18 protein-coding genes are annotated in these 18,241 nt (G+C 59.9%); 6 read left to right on the forward strand and 12 right to left on the reverse strand.

The window, feature by feature from the left end; translation table 11 throughout:
* Positions 1–319: 319 nt before the first annotated feature.
* The 6 genes from AB5Z05_RS12390 to AB5Z05_RS12415 are packed head-to-tail and all read right to left on the reverse strand — an operon-like array spanning position 320 to position 5,147.
* Positions 320–1,498, reverse strand: a complete 1,179-nt coding sequence (locus AB5Z05_RS12390; RefSeq protein WP_368151705.1) for a hypothetical protein — start codon at positions 1,496–1,498, stop codon at positions 320–322.
* Positions 1,499–1,500: 2 nt separating this feature from the next.
* Positions 1,501–2,163 carry an energy transducer TonB gene (locus tag AB5Z05_RS12395; RefSeq protein ID WP_021230422.1) on the reverse strand — a complete coding sequence of 221 codons (663 nt, stop codon included), beginning with the start codon at positions 2,161–2,163 and terminating at the stop codon, positions 1,501–1,503.
* Positions 2,160–2,561 (reverse strand): ExbD/TolR family protein, encoded by a 402-nt coding sequence (locus AB5Z05_RS12400; RefSeq protein WP_368151707.1) that lies wholly within the window; start codon positions 2,559–2,561, stop codon positions 2,160–2,162. Before AB5Z05_RS12400 ends, AB5Z05_RS12395 begins: the two co-directional genes overlap by 4 nt.
* Positions 2,558–3,088 (reverse strand): MotA/TolQ/ExbB proton channel family protein, encoded by a 531-nt coding sequence (locus tag AB5Z05_RS12405; RefSeq protein ID WP_005342370.1) that lies wholly within the window; start codon positions 3,086–3,088, stop codon positions 2,558–2,560. Before AB5Z05_RS12405 ends, AB5Z05_RS12400 begins: the two co-directional genes overlap by 4 nt.
* Positions 3,085–4,389, reverse strand: coding sequence for a MotA/TolQ/ExbB proton channel family protein (locus AB5Z05_RS12410; RefSeq protein ID WP_368151709.1), 1,305 nt, complete (start codon positions 4,387–4,389; stop codon positions 3,085–3,087). Before AB5Z05_RS12410 ends, AB5Z05_RS12405 begins: the two co-directional genes overlap by 4 nt.
* Entirely contained in the window at positions 4,386–5,147 is a 762-nt protein-coding gene (locus AB5Z05_RS12415; protein WP_162519595.1) for a DUF3450 domain-containing protein, read from the reverse strand. Before AB5Z05_RS12415 ends, AB5Z05_RS12410 begins: the two co-directional genes overlap by 4 nt.
* A gap of 210 nt (positions 5,148–5,357) precedes the next feature.
* Here AB5Z05_RS12415 and AB5Z05_RS12420 point away from each other — a divergent pair, with 210 nt between their 5' ends.
* Positions 5,358–6,134 (forward strand): LuxR family transcriptional regulator, encoded by a 777-nt coding sequence (locus AB5Z05_RS12420; RefSeq protein WP_005357256.1) that lies wholly within the window; start codon positions 5,358–5,360, stop codon positions 6,132–6,134.
* A 59-nt stretch (positions 6,135–6,193) separates the two neighbouring features.
* Here the strand turns inward: AB5Z05_RS12420 and glmS are convergent, their stop codons facing one another.
* Together glmS and AB5Z05_RS12430 are read right to left on the reverse strand one after the other, a co-directional pair.
* On the reverse strand, positions 6,194–8,026 hold the full coding sequence (gene glmS, locus AB5Z05_RS12425) for a glutamine--fructose-6-phosphate transaminase (isomerizing) (RefSeq protein ID WP_201959037.1): 1,833 nt from the start codon (positions 8,024–8,026) through the stop codon (positions 6,194–6,196).
* Positions 8,027–8,082: 56 nt separating this feature from the next.
* Positions 8,083–8,856 carry a DeoR/GlpR family DNA-binding transcription regulator gene (locus AB5Z05_RS12430; RefSeq protein WP_005355851.1) on the reverse strand — a complete coding sequence of 258 codons (774 nt, stop codon included), beginning with the start codon at positions 8,854–8,856 and terminating at the stop codon, positions 8,083–8,085.
* Between the two features lie 122 nt (positions 8,857–8,978).
* On the opposite strand from AB5Z05_RS12430, the gene blrA reads away from it, so the two are divergent.
* The 5 genes from blrA (at position 8,979) to creD (ending at position 13,996) form a co-directional block, all read left to right on the forward strand.
* Positions 8,979–9,653, forward strand: a complete 675-nt coding sequence (blrA, locus tag AB5Z05_RS12435; protein WP_368151711.1) for a beta-lactam response regulator transcription factor BlrA — start codon at positions 8,979–8,981, stop codon at positions 9,651–9,653.
* Positions 9,650–11,071, forward strand: a complete 1,422-nt coding sequence (blrB, locus tag AB5Z05_RS12440) for a beta-lactam sensor histidine kinase BlrB (protein WP_231721165.1) — start codon at positions 9,650–9,652, stop codon at positions 11,069–11,071. The genes blrA and blrB overlap by 4 nt, the downstream gene beginning before the upstream one ends.
* Before the next feature lie 79 nt (positions 11,072–11,150).
* Positions 11,151–11,945, forward strand: a complete 795-nt coding sequence (gene blaOXA / locus AB5Z05_RS12445) for an OXA-12 family class D beta-lactamase (protein WP_368151713.1) — start codon at positions 11,151–11,153, stop codon at positions 11,943–11,945.
* 83 nt (positions 11,946–12,028) lie between these two features.
* Positions 12,029–12,508: a DUF1566 domain-containing protein gene (locus tag AB5Z05_RS12450; RefSeq protein ID WP_219296855.1), complete on the forward strand. Its 480-nt coding sequence runs from the start codon at positions 12,029–12,031 to the stop codon at positions 12,506–12,508.
* A 117-nt stretch (positions 12,509–12,625) separates the two neighbouring features.
* A complete protein-coding gene (gene creD / locus AB5Z05_RS12455) occupies positions 12,626–13,996 on the forward strand; it encodes a cell envelope integrity protein CreD (RefSeq protein ID WP_368151715.1) in 1,371 nt (456 codons plus the stop codon).
* Between the two features lie 51 nt (positions 13,997–14,047).
* Here the strand turns inward: creD and glmU are convergent, their stop codons facing one another.
* From glmU to atpG, 4 genes are all read right to left on the reverse strand, one after another.
* Positions 14,048–15,409 (reverse strand): bifunctional UDP-N-acetylglucosamine diphosphorylase/glucosamine-1-phosphate N-acetyltransferase GlmU, encoded by a 1,362-nt coding sequence (gene glmU / locus AB5Z05_RS12460; RefSeq protein WP_236348239.1) that lies wholly within the window; start codon positions 15,407–15,409, stop codon positions 14,048–14,050.
* Positions 15,410–15,503: 94 nt separating this feature from the next.
* On the reverse strand, positions 15,504–15,932 hold the full coding sequence (locus tag AB5Z05_RS12465; RefSeq protein WP_005339345.1) for a F0F1 ATP synthase subunit epsilon: 429 nt from the start codon (positions 15,930–15,932) through the stop codon (positions 15,504–15,506).
* Between the two features lie 18 nt (positions 15,933–15,950).
* Positions 15,951–17,339 carry a F0F1 ATP synthase subunit beta gene (gene atpD / locus AB5Z05_RS12470; protein WP_005339344.1) on the reverse strand — a complete coding sequence of 463 codons (1,389 nt, stop codon included), beginning with the start codon at positions 17,337–17,339 and terminating at the stop codon, positions 15,951–15,953.
* A 33-nt stretch (positions 17,340–17,372) separates the two neighbouring features.
* On the reverse strand, positions 17,373–18,239 hold the full coding sequence (gene atpG, locus AB5Z05_RS12475) for a F0F1 ATP synthase subunit gamma (RefSeq protein ID WP_005339343.1): 867 nt from the start codon (positions 18,237–18,239) through the stop codon (positions 17,373–17,375).
* Positions 18,240–18,241: the final 2 nt, after the last annotated feature.

Below are 18,241 nucleotides of genomic sequence, written 5' to 3' on the forward strand. Positions count from 1 at the left end.
AATCAAAAATTGTTTTTGATGTTCGATGCTGTGAGTGCCCACACAGATTGCTTGATTCAAATTGTTAAAGAGCGTCACGCTTGTCGCGTTGAGGAGGCGCATATTACGCTTCTCACTTCGAAAGTCAAGCGATTGTTTTCGCTTTTCTTTCGGCACCCACTTCGCTAGGAAGCTGGCTCATCAGGCTGGCGTGTTCCGCCGTGCTGGTAGGGGCGCATTATAGGGAGCCGCGCCGGGATGACAAGGGCTTTTTGCAAAAATGCGTTCGTTTGCTGAAAAAGCGAACTGAACGCCCCAAAACAACCCCTTGGCATCTCTTTTACGCCGCTTTTTTGCTCAACTCTTCGCTTTGTGCCCGGATATAGTTGACCCAGCTGGTTGCCTTCTGCTGCCAGTTATCCTGTTGCTGTAGCTCACGGGCCAGTTCCAGCGCCTGGGCATACTGCTCCTTATTAAGGTGTGCCTGCACCAGCAGCGCTTTGGCACGATTGCCTTGCTCACCTTTTACCGACTTGATGGCGGCGAGCTGGGTCATGGCAGCATCTGTCTTGCCTTGTTGCAGCATCAGTTCGGCGGCGCGCATGGCGGCTTTGAGCTGACCGTGCTGGTTGGCCAGCTGTTGCCAGCTATCGACCGCTTGTGACCACTCCCGGGCACCTTCCCACAATTGGGCAAGCAGTTGGCGGTTTTCAGCACTTTGCTTCATCTGTCCCTTGGCCATGGCCGCTTCCAGCAGACGGGCACCACGATAAGGCAGCCCTTGCCAGGCATAGAGACGGATCAGCTGGTTGCGGGCTGACGCGTCATCCATCAGTTTTCTGTCGATGGCAGTCTGCAGCAGCGCCAACGCCTGATCCCCACGTTTGGCGGAGAGGTTGAGCGATACCGCCTGTTGCCACCACTTACTCTCTGTCGGCTCATGACGGATCAGCTCGGCCGCCTGATCGGCCGCCACGCCATAACGTTGCTGGGCGGTGAGGGCGGAGAGACGAATGATGGCGGCCTGTTTCTGCCAACCCTTCTTCAACAACTGTTCGCTCTGGCTGGCGGCGTCACCGTACTGTTTGTTGTGGTAATAGAGGCCAGCCAGACGCAGGCGCAGAGCATCGTCTTGCTTGAGCGCCAGTGCCGCCTTGTAGCTGGCGATGGCACCAGACCAGTTGGATTGCTGGGCCTGAATATCGCCGCGCAGTCGCAGCAGCTGAAGCTGTTGTTGCTCGGGCCACTCTTTATAGGAAAGGGCCTGTTCGACGTAGCGGCTCGCTTGGGCGGTCTGTTGCAGATTGGCCGCCAGCGAGGCTTGCAGCTGCGCCAGCCAGGCACGCTCGGCATCGCTATTTGGCTTGAGGCCGGATGCCTTGCTCTGGGCTTGTTGCCACTGGCCAGACTGATAGAGCTTCATCACGGGTTCAAGCTGACGGGAGAAGTGAGGGCTGACCTCCATCGCCAGACAGGCTTGGCCAACCAGGGCCAGCAGACAGATCCAGATCCGCAACATAGTTATGACTCCAGTTTGAATTTGAGCGTGATGACTTGCACCAGCTTGTCGGTGGCACCCGGTCTCGGCTGATAGCGCCACTTATTGATCGCCTGAATGGCCGCCCGCTCGAACTGACGCTTGGGTTTGGCCTCGACCACTTCCACATCCTGCACGCCACCTTCGGCATTCACGCTAAAGCGCAGGGTGACGAAACCTTCGATCCCTGACTGTTGGGCACGATAGGGGTAGACCGGCTCGATCCGTTGCAGCGGCATCAGCATGTCACCTGCGCCGATACCCGCTCCCTGCTGCTGGCCGTGGTAGTTGCCACTCAATACCGGTGCGGTACTGGTCGCCACACCGGGGGCATATACCTGCACCGCGCTGAGGCTGGAGACCAGATCCAGACTCGGCTCAACAGCCGCCAAAGGGGCTGCAGCGGGCATCGGCAGCGGTGTCGAGGCCAATGCCGCAGGAGGCTCTGGCAGAGGTTCAGGCTCCTGCGGTACCGGACGCTCGCGCACCTGCACTTCGGTCACCTCGTTCTGCATATTGATGACGATGGGCTTCTGTTCGCTCGCCACCTTCTCGCCCCGGGGCGGTTCAACCAGCGTGGCCATGAACAGCAGGATACCCAGACTGAGTGCAACCCCCAGCCCCAGGCTCATCAGCTTGTATTTCATTTCGGCGCCACCGCCACGGCGATATTGGCGATACCCGCCGCCTTGGCCTCATCCATCACCCGCACCACCTTGCCGTGGGGCACCCGCTCGTCGGCCTGGATCAGCAGACTGGCATCGGGTTGCTCCGCCAGCAGACGGGCGATGGTGGCCTGTACCCGCTCCACATCGATCTGCTTGCGGTCGAGGAAGATCTGACCCTGAGCCCCGATCGCCAGCATGATGCTGGAGGATTTCTGCGCCTTGGCCTGACTGGCCTGGGGTCTGTGCACCTCGAGCCCGGCTTCGCGCACAAAGGAGGTGGTGACAATAAAGAAGATCAGCATGATAAACACGATATCCAGCATGGGGGTCATGTCGATCTGCACTTCGTCACGCTGGCGTTTGGATTGCCGTCTCATTGCATTACCTTCTCTTCTCGCAGGCCGTCCCGGGTTTTGGCCAGCGCACGCTTGGCCTGACTCTCGAGCCGACTGAGTAACAACACGCCGGAGAGCGCCACCACCATGCCTGCCATGGTGGGGATGGTGGCGCGGGAGATCCCGCCCGCCATGCTCTCCGGGTTAAAGCGGTTGGCCGCAGCCAACGCATCGAATACGCCGATCATGCCGGTCACAGTGCCCAGCAACCCCAGCATGGGGCAGAGCACCACCAGGGTGCGGATGAAGATCAGATGACGGTTCAGTTCCAGCTCTGCCTGCGCCAGCCAGCGGCTGCGGATCGCCCGGGCGTACCAGCTGTGGCGCTCGCTGCGGGCTTGCCAGCGGCCGAGCAGCTGTTGCTGCAGCGGGCCGAAACCCAGATTGAGGTAGAGCAGCCGCTCGATCATCAAAATCCACATCAGCACCAGCAGGGCCAGAATGACCCAGAGCACCGGGCCGCCACGGCCCATGAAACTCTGCAGCTGTTGCCAGATGTCGAGCATCATGCTGCTCGCTCCATCACGCCGTTATTGCTCTCGGCGCGCTCGGCCAGAATGCCGGCTACCTGCTGCTCCAGCACATTGGAAAGCTCGGTGAAGCGCGATTGCAGCAGGCTGTGGGCCAGGATCAGCGGAATGGCCGCAACCAGACCCTGTACCGTGGTAACCAGCGCCATGGAGATGCCGCCCGCCATGATCTTGGGATCGCCGGTGCCAAACTGGGTGATGGCCTGGAAGGTGCCGATCATCCCGGTTACGGTACCGAGCAGACCCAGCATGGGGGCGATGGCCGCGATCACCTTGACCATGCCGATGCCGCGCTCCATGCGAGGAGTCTCCTGCAGGATCGCCTCATCAAGACGCAGCTCGAGGGTCTCCATGCTCAGCTCGGGGTGTTTGTCCGCCACCGTCAGCACCCGGCCGAGGGCGTTGTCGGCGTGATACTCGCCGCTCTTGAGCTGGCGGCGCACCCGACCCAGTTCGCGGGAGAGGCTCCACAGCCGTACCGCCGCAATTCCCAAACCGATGGCTGCCAGCAGCACGATAATGGCGCCGACCTGACCACCTTGCTGTACCTGCTGCCAGAAGGTGGGCGCCTGTGCCAGCATCGCCAGCAGAGTGCCATGAGAAGGATCCAGCGGCAGCGCTTCCCCTTCCTGACCCTGATAAGCCGCAACGGCAGAGAGCACGCTACCGGGCAGACCCAGTACCGGGCTCAAGCCTTCGGCGGTTGGTTGCAGGAAGCCTGCGCTCCCCAGCAGGGCAAAGCTGCCAACCCGGGTCAATGGCTGCTCGCTGGCAGCCCCTTGGGCATCAAGCACCTTGCCGTTGAACCGGGCAATCCGGCCAGATTCACGGATCTCTTGCAGCAGCGTGGCGGGTAGCAGGGCGAGGGCGGCGCGATCCGGCACCTGTTTATCCTGTGCCATGGCTTTCAACGGGGCGAGACGCTCCGGGTACTGCCCCTCGACGGCGGATTCGCTCAGCAGCTTGACCGCATCGCTGGCGCCCTGACGGGTGACCGAGAAGATCTCGTTCATGTCGCCGGAGGCTTGCTCCCACTGGGCATTAAGCTCGACCAGCTGCTTCTCGTTGCTGGCGAACTTGCCGGCCAGCTCCTTACTCAGGCGCTGGGCCTCGGCCAATTTGGCGCGGGCAGTGCCGAGCTCCTTGGCAACGGTCGCCAGATCTTGCTGAGCCTGCTGTTCACGAGCCTGTTCCTGCTGCTGCCACTCATCGGCGACAGCGGCGTTGGTACCGCAGGAGAGGGCAATAAGGAGGGGGAACCACTTCATGGTGACTCTCATGATTGGGCCTCCTGACTGCGGCTGACAGAGAGGGGGAGATTGAGCAACTGGGGAACTTTCTTGTCGGCGGCCACATCCATCGCCTCGGCGATGGGGGAGAGCCACTGGCTATCGAGGGCTTGCCACTGCTTAGCCTCGGCAGACCAGCGCCATGCCTGACTACGATCGGCCGTCATCGCCAGCAGGGAGACCCGGCCCAGCGCCAGCACATCGACCCGACGCGGAGCACCATCCAGCTCCAGCTCGGCGGAATAGCTGTCCATCCGGCTGCCGTACTCGGCTTCAATCTGATAGGCCTGCAGCAGCTGACGGAATTTCTCTGCCTCGCTAACGTCTGCGCGGGCCAGGGTCGCTTTCAACTGTTCAACCCGCGCCAGCCGATCTTCCTTGCGCAGCGGGATGTCGTTTTGCACCAGCTGTTCCAGATCTGCCTGCATCTGCAACATCAGCGGGATCAAGCCCTGACGGGTCTCTTGCACCGCTTCCAGCTGCTGGCTCAATTTACCCAGCTCATTTTGCTGATCGGCCACCAGAGATTGCATGTAGCGGTTGTAGGCTTCGAGGTCACGCAGTTGCAGCTGGGCATTTTGCAGCTCCAGTCGTGCGGCAACGGCGGCATCGGCGGCTTTTTCCACCCGCTGCTGGGAGGCTTTCCCGGCAGCTATGCTGTTCTTGAGGGCGGGAGCAACCAGCTCATCCCCGATGGCAGCAAAGTGGACTGACAGTGGCAGCAGGGCCACACCCCATAATTTGTTCATTGAAATACATCTTACTAATGATAACTATTATCATTATCTCAAATGCAGGGCGGACTGGCAACGAGAGGATTTTCTTGGCCTTTATGCACAAAAACAGGATAATTTTTAAACACGCACGGAATAAGTGGCGCCAATAGCCACCGCACAAATATAAATAACGAGAAAAAATCTTTTCGATCAGTGTGATAGAGATCGAAAAAGGAGAAAGTAATGCTCAACGATGCGATCTGGGAACATATCGACAAGTTCACCAAGGCAACAAAAACCAGCGATATCCAGCAACTGCTGGAGCGCTTCAGTCATCAAATGGGCTTTGATTACTTTCGGCTGCTGATTATTTTCCCCATCAGCATGCAAAAATCCCACGTGGCACTGTTCAACAACTGTCCGACCACCTGGTTTGACGCCTATAGCGAAAACCAGTATCTGACCCAGGATCCGGTGGTCTATCTGGGGCTGAAACAGACCCAGCCGATCTTCTGGAACAAGCTCGACTGCGACTCGCCCTGGCTGCCCAGCGCCAGCCGCGACGTGATGAACCTGGCCGCTGATTTCGGGGTACGCAATGGCGTCTCCTTTCCGCTGCACACCCCACAGGGGGAGCACGGCATCCTCTCATTCATCACCAAGGAGAAATCCAACTCCGATCTGATGTTTGAAAATGTTCCGCTGCTGTCGTTCTGTGCCAGCTACATCTTCAACTCCGCACTGCAACTGATCAAAAGCAGACCGGATATGATGAAATACCTGACCGAACTGTCGGATCGGGAGAAGGAGTGCCTGTTCTGGGCTAGCGAGGGTAAGACCTCCTGGGAGATCGCCACCATCCTCGGCATCAGTGAGCGGACGGTCAACTTTCACCTGACCCAGGTGACCAACAAGACCGACTCAAAGAACCGCAGTCAGGCCATCGCCAAAGGGATCACCAGCGGCATCATAGTGCCCTCCCTCGACGAGGTCACCATCACCAACCTGCGGCTGTCGTAACCCCTCAGCCGAAACAAAAAGAGCCGCAATTGCGGCTCTTTTTAATTTGAGAGAGTGACTTACTCAACGGTCACTGATTTTGCCAGGTTGCGCGGCTGGTCCACGTCGGTGCCCTTGATCAGGGCAACGTGGTAGGAGAGCAGCTGCAGCGGCACGGTATAGACGATGGGGGCGATCACCTCTTCCACATGGTTGAGGTTCATGACCCGCATGGTCTCGTCGCTCTTGAAGCCGGTATCGGCATCGGCGAACACGTAGAGGATACCGCCACGGGCGCGCACCTCTTCCACGTTGGACTTGAGCTTCTCCAGCAGATCGTTGTTCGGCGCCACCACAATGATGGGCATCTCGGCATCGATCAGCGCCAGCGGGCCGTGCTTCAGCTCGCCAGCGGCATAGGCTTCGGCGTGGATGTAGGAGATCTCTTTGAGCTTGAGCGCCCCTTCCATGGCGATGGGGTACTGGCTGCCACGGCCGAGGAACAGGCTGTGCTGCTTGTCAGCAAACTCTTCGGCCAGGGTTTCAATATCCTTGGCCAGCGCCAGACTCTCTTTAATACGCAGCGGCAGGGCTTGCAGCGCCTTGACCAGTTCGGCCTCGGCGGCGGCGCTCAGGTGACCACGGCAGTGACCGACGGAGGCCACCAGCATCAGCAGGCCAGCCAGCTGGGTGGTGAATGCCTTGGTGGAGGCCACACCAATTTCTGCCCCCGCGCGGGTCATAAAGGCCAGATCCGATTCACGCACCAGCGAGGATCCCGGCACGTTGCAGATAGCCAGCGAGCTCATGTAGCCGGATTCCTTGGCCAGACGCAGCGCCGCCAGGGTATCGGCGGTCTCGCCGCTCTGGGAGAGGGTCACCAGCAGGCTGTTGGGGCGCACTACCGATTTGCGATAGCGGAACTCGGAGGCGATCTCCACATCGCAGGAGACGCCAGCGATCTCTTCGAACCAGTAGCGAGCCACCATGCCGGAGTGATAGGAGGTGCCGCAGGCGACGATCTGCACGTGCCCGACCTTGTCAAAGATGGCGCGCGCGCCGTTGCCGAACGATTCGACCACCACGTGATCGCTGCCCAGACGCCCTTCCAGGGTGTTGGTGATCGCTTTGGGCTGCTCGTGGATCTCCTTGAGCATGTAGTGGCGATATTCGCCCTTGTCACCGGCATCGTGGGAGAGTTCGGACTCCTGCTCTTCACGCACCACGGCGTTGCCGTTGGTATCGAAGATGTGCACGTCACGGCGGGTCACTTCGGCCACATCACCCTCTTCCAGGAAGATGAAACGGCGGGTCACCGGCAGCAGCGCCATCTGGTCTGAGGCGATAAAGTTCTCGCCGATACCGCGGCCGATCACCAGCGGTGAACCGGAGCGGGCCACCACCACGCGGCTGTCGTCGCGGCTGTCCATCACCACGGTACCGTAGGCACCGCGCAGCTGCTTCACCGCAGTCTGCATGGCGGCCAGCAGGCTGCCGGCGCTCTTCAGCTCATGATGGACCAGATGGGCAATCACCTCGGTATCGGTGTCTGAGCTGAACACATAACCCAGCGCCTTCAACTCTTCCCGCAGTTCTTCGTGGTTCTCGATGATGCCGTTGTGCACCACCACGATATGCTCGGAAACGTGGGGGTGGGCGTTGCGTTCGGAGGGCTCGCCGTGAGTGGCCCAGCGGGTATGGGCGATGCCGGTACCGCCGTGGACGGACTGCTCGTCGAGCGCCTTGGCCAGCTCGGCCACCTTGCCCAGACGGCGAACCCGCTGCAACGGCTGGTTGGCGCTGAACACGGCCACACCGGCTGAGTCATAACCGCGGTACTCCAGACGGCGCAGGCCCTCTACCAGAATTTCAGCCACATCACGTTGGGCAACAGCCCCGACGATGCCACACATACACTTCTCCTTGAGATGCAAATCGTAAAGTCAGTTGGATGGTTCAGAGCTCGATGTCAGCAAGTGACCGGGGCGCAGATAAGCGTCACCCCCTGGGCTTGAATCTGTTCTCTGGCCTCGCTGGCCAGCCCCTCGTCGGTCACCAGGGTATGGATGCTCGACCAGGGAAGTTCGAGATTGGGGATCTTGCGGCCGATCTTTTCCGATTCGACCATCACAATGACCTCCCGCGACACCTCGGCCATGACCCGCGACAGGCCCACCAGCTCGTTGAAGGTGGTGGTGCCACGCTCCGGGTCGATGCCGTCGGCACCGATAAAGAGCTGGTCGAAGTCGTAGGAGCGCAACACCTGTTCCGCCACCTGCCCCTGGAAGGATTCGGAGTGAGGGTCCCAAGTGCCACCGGTCATTAACAGGGTAGGCTCATTTTCCAGCTCGCGCAGGGCACCGGCCACATTGAGGGAGTTGGTCATCACGATGAGGCCGCGCTTGTTGCCCAGCATGGGGATCATGGCGCTGGTGGTGCTGCCGCTGTCGATGATGACGCGGTTGTGATCACGCAGCCGCTCGGCCGCCGCACGGGCAATGGCTAACTTTCGGTTCGAAACTTGTTCAGGGTTGACCTCGACCACCATCTCGCTCGGCAAAGGGACGGCGCCACCGTAACGGCGCAGCAGCAGACCACCTGTCTCCAGTACGGCCAGATCTTTACGGATGGTCACTTCGGAGGTAGAAAAGTGTTTGGCAAGGGCGTCGACACTCACTTCACCCTGCTCTTGTACCAGGGTCACTATGGTGTGGCGGCGTTGTTGAGTATTACGTTTGGTCATTTTTAAGTTTCGATTCGAAAGAACATCGAAATATTAGCCCCTTTTTCGGAAAAATAAAACAGCAAATAGGATCCGATTTGGTTCGATGCCAGAATGGGGTGCCAATTTGCGACGAGGATGCCATGCAAAAGAGAGTCATCTGGCTGGTGGAGGATGAGGCCAGCATCGCCGACACCCTGATTTACGCCCTGCAGACCGACGGGTTCGAGGTGGTGTGGTTCATGCTGGGCCAACAGTTGCTGACACGACTGGAACAGACGCGACCCGACTTCCTGATCCTCGATGTGGGGCTGCCCGACATCAGCGGCTTCGAACTCTGCAAGCAGGTGAGGGCGCTGACCGATATCCCCCTGATGTTCCTCACCGCCCGCAGCGAGGAGATAGACCGGCTGATCGGGTTGGAGATCGGTGCCGACGACTATGTGGCCAAACCCTTCTCGCCACGGGAGGTGTGTGCCCGGGTGCGGGTCATCCTGCGCCGCAGCCAGCCCGTCGCCCCCCAGCCCAGCACCCTGCTGGTACTGGATGAGGAGCGGGCCCGCATTCACTTTCGCGGCCAGCCGCTGGCCCTCACTCGCTACGAATATCTGCTGCTCAAGACCCTGATGCTGGCGCCGGGGCGGGTCTACTCCCGCCAGCAGCTGATGGATCTGGTGTGGCAGGATGCGGAGGAGAGTCTGGATCGCACCGTCGATACCCATATCAAGACCATCCGCGCCAAGCTGCGCGAACATGATCCCGAGGCCAACCTGATCCTCACCCATCGCGGGCTGGGCTACAGCCTGGAGCTGGCATGAGACTCGGGTTGCAACTGCTGTGCGGCCTGCTGCTGATCTTCGCGCTGGCCGCCTGGTTCGTGCTGGAGATCTTCGTCGAGGAGATAAAACCCGGGGTGCGCAGCGCCACCGAGGATACTCTGGTAGACATGACCCAGCTGCTGGCGCCGCTCGCCCTCGATGATCTGAAAGAGGGCAATATGATGAACGGGCGGTTGGCCAGCGCCTTCGCCCGCCTCAACCAGAATCCCATCAATGCGATGATCGATGGCCACCTCAAGCAGCAGGCGGAGTACCGCATCTATGTCACTGACCAGAAGGGCATGGTGATTTACGACTCCGACGGCACGGATCTGGGCAAGGACTATTCCCGCTGGAACGATGTCTACCGCACCCTGCGTGGCCAATATGGCGCCCGCAGCACCCGCACCGATCCCGACGATGCAGCCAGCTCGACCATGTATGTGGCGGCACCGCTGCGGGAAGGGGCCGAAATCATCGGCTCCCTCACCGTCGCCAAACCCAATCGCACCCTGATGCCAGCCATCGAGCGCGGGGAACAGGAGCTGCTGCGGGCCGGCGGCCAGATGCTGCTCATCTCGCTGCTGATCGGCAGCCTGCTGGTGTGGTGGCTAAACCGCGCCATCGGCAAGCTGGTGCACTACGCCGACTCGGTCAGCAAGGGGGAGGCGGCACCGCTGCCACGGCTGCACACCGTCGAGCTGGATCGGCTCGGCCGCTCGCTGGAGGCCATGCGCCACCAGCTCGATGGCAAGAGCTATATCGAGGGCTATGTCCACAGCCTGACCCACGAGCTGAAGAGCCCACTGGCCGCCATTCGCGGGGCAGGGGAGATTTTGGCCGAAACGCCGCCCCCCGAAGTTGCCAAACGCTTTATCGGCAACATCAATCTGGAAACCGCCCGCATGCAGCAGCTGATCGAGCGAATGCTGCAACTGGCGCGGCTGGAGTCGGGGCAGGGGCTGGATCGCCAGTCGGTGGAACCGGCAAAACTGGGCAAGCGCACCCTCGACGCCCGCCAGATCATCGCCCAGCGCCGTCAGGTCGAGTTGGTGGCCGAGCTGGCCAGCGCGCCGAAACAGAAGTGGGATCCGCTGCTGGTGGAGCAGGCCATCGGCAACCTGCTGGATAACGCCATCGACTTCTCTCCCGTCAACGGGCAAGTTACCCTGAGCGGCAGCCAGCAGGAGGAGGGCTACTGTTTTCGGGTCACCGACTGCGGCCCCGGCATTCCCGACTACGCCCTGCCGCGCATCTTCGAGCGCTTCTACTCCCTGCCGCGCCCAGACAAGGGCAAGAGCAGTGGTCTGGGGCTCAGCTTCGCCCATGAGGTGGCCCACCAGCATGGCGGCCGTCTGACCCTGAGCAACCGGCCGGAAGGGGGCGCGCTGGCGGAACTCTGGCTGCCGTTCGCCTAGCCCCCCGCAACTTCACATTCCCCACACAAAGCGGCATTAGACTGCCGTTTTCTCTCATCCATTTGCTCAAGGAAATGCTATGTCCCGCCTGCTTCTCTCCAGCCTGCTGGCTGCCGGTCTGCTCGCAGCCCAGCCTGCCTCCGCCGCCAGCGGCTGCTTTCTCTATGCTGACGGCAACGGCCAGACCCTCTCCAGCGAAGGGGACTGCTCCAGCCAGCTGCCGCCCGCGTCCACCTTCAAGATCCCGTTGGCGCTGATGGGTTACGACAGTGGCTATCTGGTGGATGAAGAGCATCCGGCACTGCCCTACAAGCCGAACTACGATGGCTGGCTGCCCGCCTGGCGTGAAACCACCACCCCGCGCCGCTGGGAAACCTACTCGGTGGTCTGGTTCTCCCAGCAGATCACCGAATGGCTGGGGATGGAGCGCTTCCAGCAATATGTCGACCGCTTCGACTACGGCAATCGGGATCTCTCCGGCAATCCGGGCAAACATGACGGCCTGACCCAGGCTTGGCTCAGCTCCAGCCTCGCCATCAGTCCGGAGGAGCAGGCCCGCTTCCTCGGCAAGATGGTGAGCGGCAAGCTGCCGGTCTCGGCGCAGACCCTGCAGTACACCGCCAATATCCTCAAGGTGAGCGAGATCGACGGCTGGCAGATCCACGGCAAAACCGGCATGGGCTACCCGAAGAAGCTGGATGGCAGCCTCAACCGCGATCAGCAGATCGGCTGGTTCGTCGGCTGGGCCAGCAAACCGGGCAAGCAACTGATCTTCGTCCATACCGTGGTGCAAAAGCCAGGCAAGCAGTTCGCCTCTATCAAGGCGAAAGAAGAGGTGCTGGCCGCCCTGCCTGCACAACTTAAAAAGCAGTGATCTCGCTTCCCCCCAGATAACCCCCGATAACCACGGTCAGCCCACCAGCGACGGGCTGACCGCCATTCGTAAACGAGACAAACATGAAATTATTTCTATTGCTGATCTGGCTTCCGGCCAGCATGGCGCTGGCTGCCTGTGATCTCTCCGACCGCCTGACACGGCAGGGAGAAATCATCCATGATCGGCTAAACCAGCTCGAATGGCAGGCGTGCAGCCTCGGCAGCCAGTGGCAGGAGGGGAAAGGGTGCGTGGGCACACCGGCCCTGCTGACGCTGCTTGAAGCCAAAGATGAAGCAGCCCGCCTTGGCGAGGGGTGGCGACTCCCCACCATCGAGGAGCTCTTCACCCTGCTCGACGAAGATTGCCGGGCGCCGATGACAGACCCGCGCTTCTTCTCCGATATCCATGACAACGGGGAAAATTCAGCCCCCTACTGGACCTCCAGCTCCATTGAGGAGATGCCTGAACTGGTCTACTACATCGACTTTATGCACGGGCTGATCGACGGCCATACCGATCGTTTCGCCCAAGCCGCTCGGTTGGTGCGCTCCCACCCCTGAACAATCCCACGGCGCCTGATGGCGCCGTTTTTCAACAGTTCACAGCCACTTCACACAAGCCCATCACCACTTCACGCCGGACTGACAGACTCACTCCATCCAACAAGGAGACGTGTCATGGTCAAACAGATATTCACCCACAAGATATTTCTGCTGCTGTTGCTCAGCCTGCTGTTGATGGTGCCGGTGCAATCCATCATGGAGCTGAACCGGGAGCGTCAGGCTTACCGCAGTCAGGCCATTCACAGCATCATGGCCAGCAGCAGCGGCCCGCAACGGCTGATGGGGCCCATTATCGTACAGCCCTATACCCGTTCGGTGACGGTCGAGCAGGAGGGCAAGCGCTTCGTCCGTCAGGAGCAGATCTACCGCTACCTGCTGCCGGAGCAGTTGGATATCAAGGCCAACATGGAGGTCACCCCGCGCAAGCTGGGCATCTATCAGGCGCAGGTCTATCAGACACGGCTCTCCCTCTCCGGCCGTCTGCCGACAGCCGCTCAACTACAAGAGAGCACGCCGCTCGCCGGGGATGACGAGCTGGTGGCGGGCAAACCCTACCTGAGCCTGGTGCTCTCCGATGCCCGCGGCATCAACAGCGTGCCCGAACTGCAACTCGGCACACAGCGGATCCCGTTTGCCCCCGGCGCCCGCCTCGGTGACGCACTGGCGGGTATCCATGCACCGCTCGACAGCCTGCCGCAGCAGGATGGCACCTTCCATCTGGAGCTCAATCTGCAGGGGATGAACGCCCTCGACATAGTACCGCTGGGCAAGGAGAGCACCCTGCAGCTGGCGGGCAACTGGCCCCACCCCAACTTTATCGGTGACTTTCTGCCGGGCAGTCGCACCCTGAGCCCACAAGGGTTTGAGGCCAACTGGCAAACCAGCTGGTTCGCCAGCGACATGGAGACCCGCTTCAACCGGATGATGAACGGGGGCGATAGCAATCTCTCCACCTTCAGCGTCAGTCTGGTGCAGCCGGTGGATCACTATCAGCTCAACGAACGGGCGGCCAAATATGCCCTGCTCTTCATCGGTCTCACCTTTATCAGCTTCTTCATGTTCGAGCTGCTCAAGGGGCTGTGGGTTCACCCGATCCAGTACGCGCTGGTAGGCATGGGGCTGGCTATCTTCTATCTAGTGCTGCTGGCCCTGACCGAGCACCTCGGCTTTGGCTGGGCCTATCTGGTAGCCGCGCTGGCCAGCGTGCTGCTCAACGGCTTCTACCTCAGTCATGTGCTGGGTGGCCCGAAGCAGGGGATCGGCTTCGCAGCGCTGCTCGGGCTGGTCTATGCCATTCTCTACAGCCTGCTGCAGGCCGAAGAGATCGCCTTGCTACTCGGAGCCCTGCTCTTGTTCGCCACCCTGGCGCTGATCATGCTGCTGACCCGCAAGCTCGACTGGTATCAGGTGATGGACTACAGCGCACCCGCGACCACATGGGCGGCCCCCCAGTCATCGACCAGTGACACCAGCCATCAGTCATAAGCCAAAAAAACCGGCGCCATCAGGCGCCGGTTCTATTTTATTGATCGGGCATCACTTCTTCTTGACCGGGCGAGCCCAGTTCTTGATGTGGCGCTGGGGCACCCGGGTGATCACCAGCTCATTCTCGGCCACATCCTTGGTGATGGTAGAACCCGCCCCCAGGGTCGCACCCTTGCCGATGCGCACCGGCGCCACCAGCTGGGTATCGGAACCGACGAATACATCGTCCTCGATGATGGTCTGGAATTTGTTGACCCCGTCGTAGTTGCAGGTGATGGTGCCGGCACCGATGTTCACCTTAGCACCCACCTCAGCATCCCCCAGATAAGTGAGGTGACCGCACTTGGAACCAACCCCCAGACGGGCCTTCTTCATCTCGACGAAGTTGCCAACGTGGGCATCCTGCTCCAGCACGGCACCCGGGCGCAGACGGGCAAACGGGCCGACCGAGCACTGATCCGCCACCTGAGCCCCTTCAACGATGGAGTAGGGCTTCACTTCAGTGTGATCGCCGATCACGCAATCCTTCAACACGGCACCGGCACCGATACGAACATGGTTGCCGAGGGTTACCTTGCCTTCGATGATGACGTTGACGTCGATCACCACCTCTTCACCGATCTCGAGGGTTCCGCGCAGATCGAAGCGGGCAGGGTCAATCAGGGTGGCACCGGCGATCATCAGCTTCTCGGCCTGCATCTGCTGGTAACTGCGCTCAAGGGCAGCCAGCTGCACCCGGTTGTTGGCCCCTTCCACTTCAGCGGCGCGCTCCGGATGGACCGCTGCGATCGGGCAGCCATCGGCGTGCGCCATGGCGATCACATCGGTCAGATAGAACTCGCCCTGAGCGTTTTTGTTGTCGAGACGAGACAACCATTGACGCAACTGGCCCCCATTGGCCACCAGCACGCCGGTATTCACCTCACGGATCGCCAGCTGTTCGGCATTGGCATCCTTCTGCTCGACGATACCGACCACCAGACCGTTTTCACGGACGATGCGGCCATAGCCGGTGGGGTTGTCCAGTACCACGGTCAGCAGTGCCATCCCGTTTTCAGCCTTGGCAGCCAGCAGTCGCTGCAGGGTCTCGGGCTGGATCAGCGGGGTATCGCCGTAGAGCACCAGCACATCGTCCTCATCCTTCCAGAACGGGATAGCTTGGGCGACGGCGTGACCGGTCCCCAGCTGTTGCGCCTGCAGCACCCAGTTCACATCGGCCGCCACGATCCGCTCTTTCAGCAGTTCGGCACCGTGGCCATAAACCAGATGCAGCTGCTCGGCACCGACCTGACGGGCAGTATCGATCACATGGGAAACCATGGGTTTGTTGGCTACCGGGTGGAGTACCTTGGGCAGGGAAGAGCGCATGCGGGTACCTTTACCCGCCGCCAGGATCACGACGTTGAGTGACATAAATTGACCTTTGGAACATGAAGAAATACTCGGCGGAGTCTATCCAACGGGTAAAAGAAAAGCGACCCGAAGGTCGCTTTTTACATCACCGTTATTAGCGGTAATTCTTTTTGACGATATCGATGACTCGCAGTTGAGCCATCGCCTTGGCCAGCTCGGTGGCGGCCTGGGCGTAGTCGATATCACCATGGGAGCTGTGGATCCGCTCTTCGGCTGCGCGCTTGGCTTCCTGGGCTTTCGCCTCATCCAAGTCGTCAGCACGAATCGCGGTGTCCGCCAGCACGGTCACGGATTCAGGTTGTACTTCCAGCATACCGCCGGAGATGTACAGCACCTCTTCAGTTCCGTTCTGCTTCACCAAGCGGACCAGGCCCGGCTTGATGGCAGTCAGCAACGGAGCATGACCGTGGCGGAGACCCAACTCACCTTCGGAGCCTGATACCTGAGCGGATTGCACGCGACCGGAAAACAGTTTTCCTTCGGCGCTCACCACATCCAGGTGAAAGGAGATCATCTCTGCCATGGGCCCTCCTGTCGAGGCTTACAGTTTCTTGGATTTCTCGACGACTTCGTCGATACCGCCAACCATGTAGAACGCCTGCTCGGGCAGATCGTCATACTCGCCTTTCAGGATGCCCTGGAAACCACGGATGGTCTCTTTCAGCGGCACGTATTTGCCCGGAGAACCGGTAAACACTTCTGCTACGAAGAACGGCTGGGACAGGAAACGCTCGATCTTACGGGCACGGGCTACGGTCAGTTTGTCTTCTTCTGACAGTTCATCCATACCCAGGATGGCGATGATGTCCTTCAGCTCTTTGTAGCGCTGCAGTACGGTTTGAACGCCACGAGCGGTCTCGTAGTGCTCTTTGCCAACCACCAGCGGATCCAGCTGACGAGAGGTAGAGTCCAGCGGGTCAACGGCCGGGTAGATACCCAGTGCCGCGATTTGACGGGACAGTACGACGGTCGCATCCAGGTGGGCGAAGGTGGTCGCCGGAGACGGGTCAGTCAAGTCATCCGCAGGAACGTAAACGGCCTGTACGGAGGTGATGGAACCGGTCTTGGTGGAGGTGATACGTTCTTGCAGAACACCCATCTCCTCGGCCAGGGTCGGCTGGTAACCTACTGCGGAAGGCATACGGCCCAGCAGTGCGGATACTTCAGTACCGGCCAGGGTGTAACGGTAGATGTTGTCCACGAAGAACAGCACGTCACGACCCTCGTCACGGAACTTCTCGGCCATGGTCAGGCCGGTCAGCGCAACGCGCAGACGGTTTCCGGGCGGCTCGTTCATCTGACCGTAAACCAGAGATACTTTGTCCAGTACGTTGGACTCCATCATCTCGTGGTAGAAGTCGTTACCCTCACGGGTACGCTCACCTACACCGGCGAACACAGAGTAACCACTGTGCTCGATCGCGATGTTACGGATCAGCTCCATCATGTTTACGGTTTTGCCTACACCGGCACCACCGAACAGACCAACCTTACCACCCTTGGCGAACGGGCATACCAGGTCGATAACCTTGATGCCGGTCTCCAGCAGATCGTTGCTGTTGGACTGATCTTCGTAGCTGGGGGCAGCGCGGTGGATAGACCAGCACTCTTCTTCACCGATCGGACCTTTTTCGTCGATTGGCTCACCCAGTACGTTCATGATCCGACCCAGAGTCGCAGTACCGACCGGAACCTGGATGGATTTACCGCTATTCACTACTTCCAACCCACGACGCAGACCGTCGGAGGAGCCCATGGTGATGCAACGAACGACGCCGCCACCGATCTGTTGCTGAACTTCCAGCACCAGACCCTGGCCTTGACCTTCGCTAACGACCTTCAGTGCATCGTACACCTGGGGCACGGCATTCTGCGGGAACTCGATGTCCACCACAGCGCCGATGATTTGGACGATGAAACCGTTACTCATGTCAAATCCTCTAAACCTTTGATAACCCTTGCCTTACACCGCAGCAGCACCGGATACGATCTCTGTCAGCTCCTGGGTAATACTGGCCTGACGGGCCTTGTTGTATACCAGTTGCAGATCGTTAATCAGGTTACCGGCGTTGTCAGTCGCGGCTTGCATGGCAACCATTCGGGCTGCCTGTTCACTTGCCAAGTTTTCCACTACCCCCTGGTAAACCTGAGATTCGACATAGCGAACCAGCAGGGTATCCAGCAGCTTCTTGGGATCTGGCTCATAGAGGTAATCCCAGTGGTGTTTCTTGGCGAGCTTGCTGTCTTCAGTTACGGGCAAAGGCAGCAGTTGATCGACCCGTGGTTGCTGCACCATGGTGTTGACGAACTTGTTGTACACCAGATACAGCTTGTCAATCTCACCGTTGTCGTAAGCCTTCAGCATGACCTTGACTGAACCAATCAGGTCATTGACGCTCGGACTATCGCCCAGTCCTGCGACATGAGCTTTAACCTTGGCGCCGTGCCGTTCAAAGAAGTTGGAGGCCTTGTTACCGATCAGTGCCAGGTCAACCTTGGCACCTTTCGCGCTCCATTGCTTCATATCATTGAGGGCAGCCTTGAACAGGTTGATGTTCAGACCACCACACAGGCCACGGTCGGTGGAGACGACGATGTAACCCACTCGCTTGACCTCACGTTCGATGAGGTAGGGGTGCTTGTATTCCAAGTTCCCCTGAGCGATATGGCCGATCACCTTGCGCATGGTTTCAGCGTACGGACGGCTGGCAGACATGCGTTCCTGCGCACGGCGCATTTTGCTTGCTGCCACCATTTCCATAGCGCCGGTGATCTTCTGAGTGTTTTTCACACTCCCGATCTTGTTACGTATCTCTTTTGCGCCGGCCATCT

Source organism: Aeromonas sp. R2-4, assembly GCF_040908365.1.
Taxonomy (GTDB): Bacteria; Pseudomonadota; Gammaproteobacteria; order Enterobacterales; family Aeromonadaceae; genus Aeromonas; species Aeromonas veronii.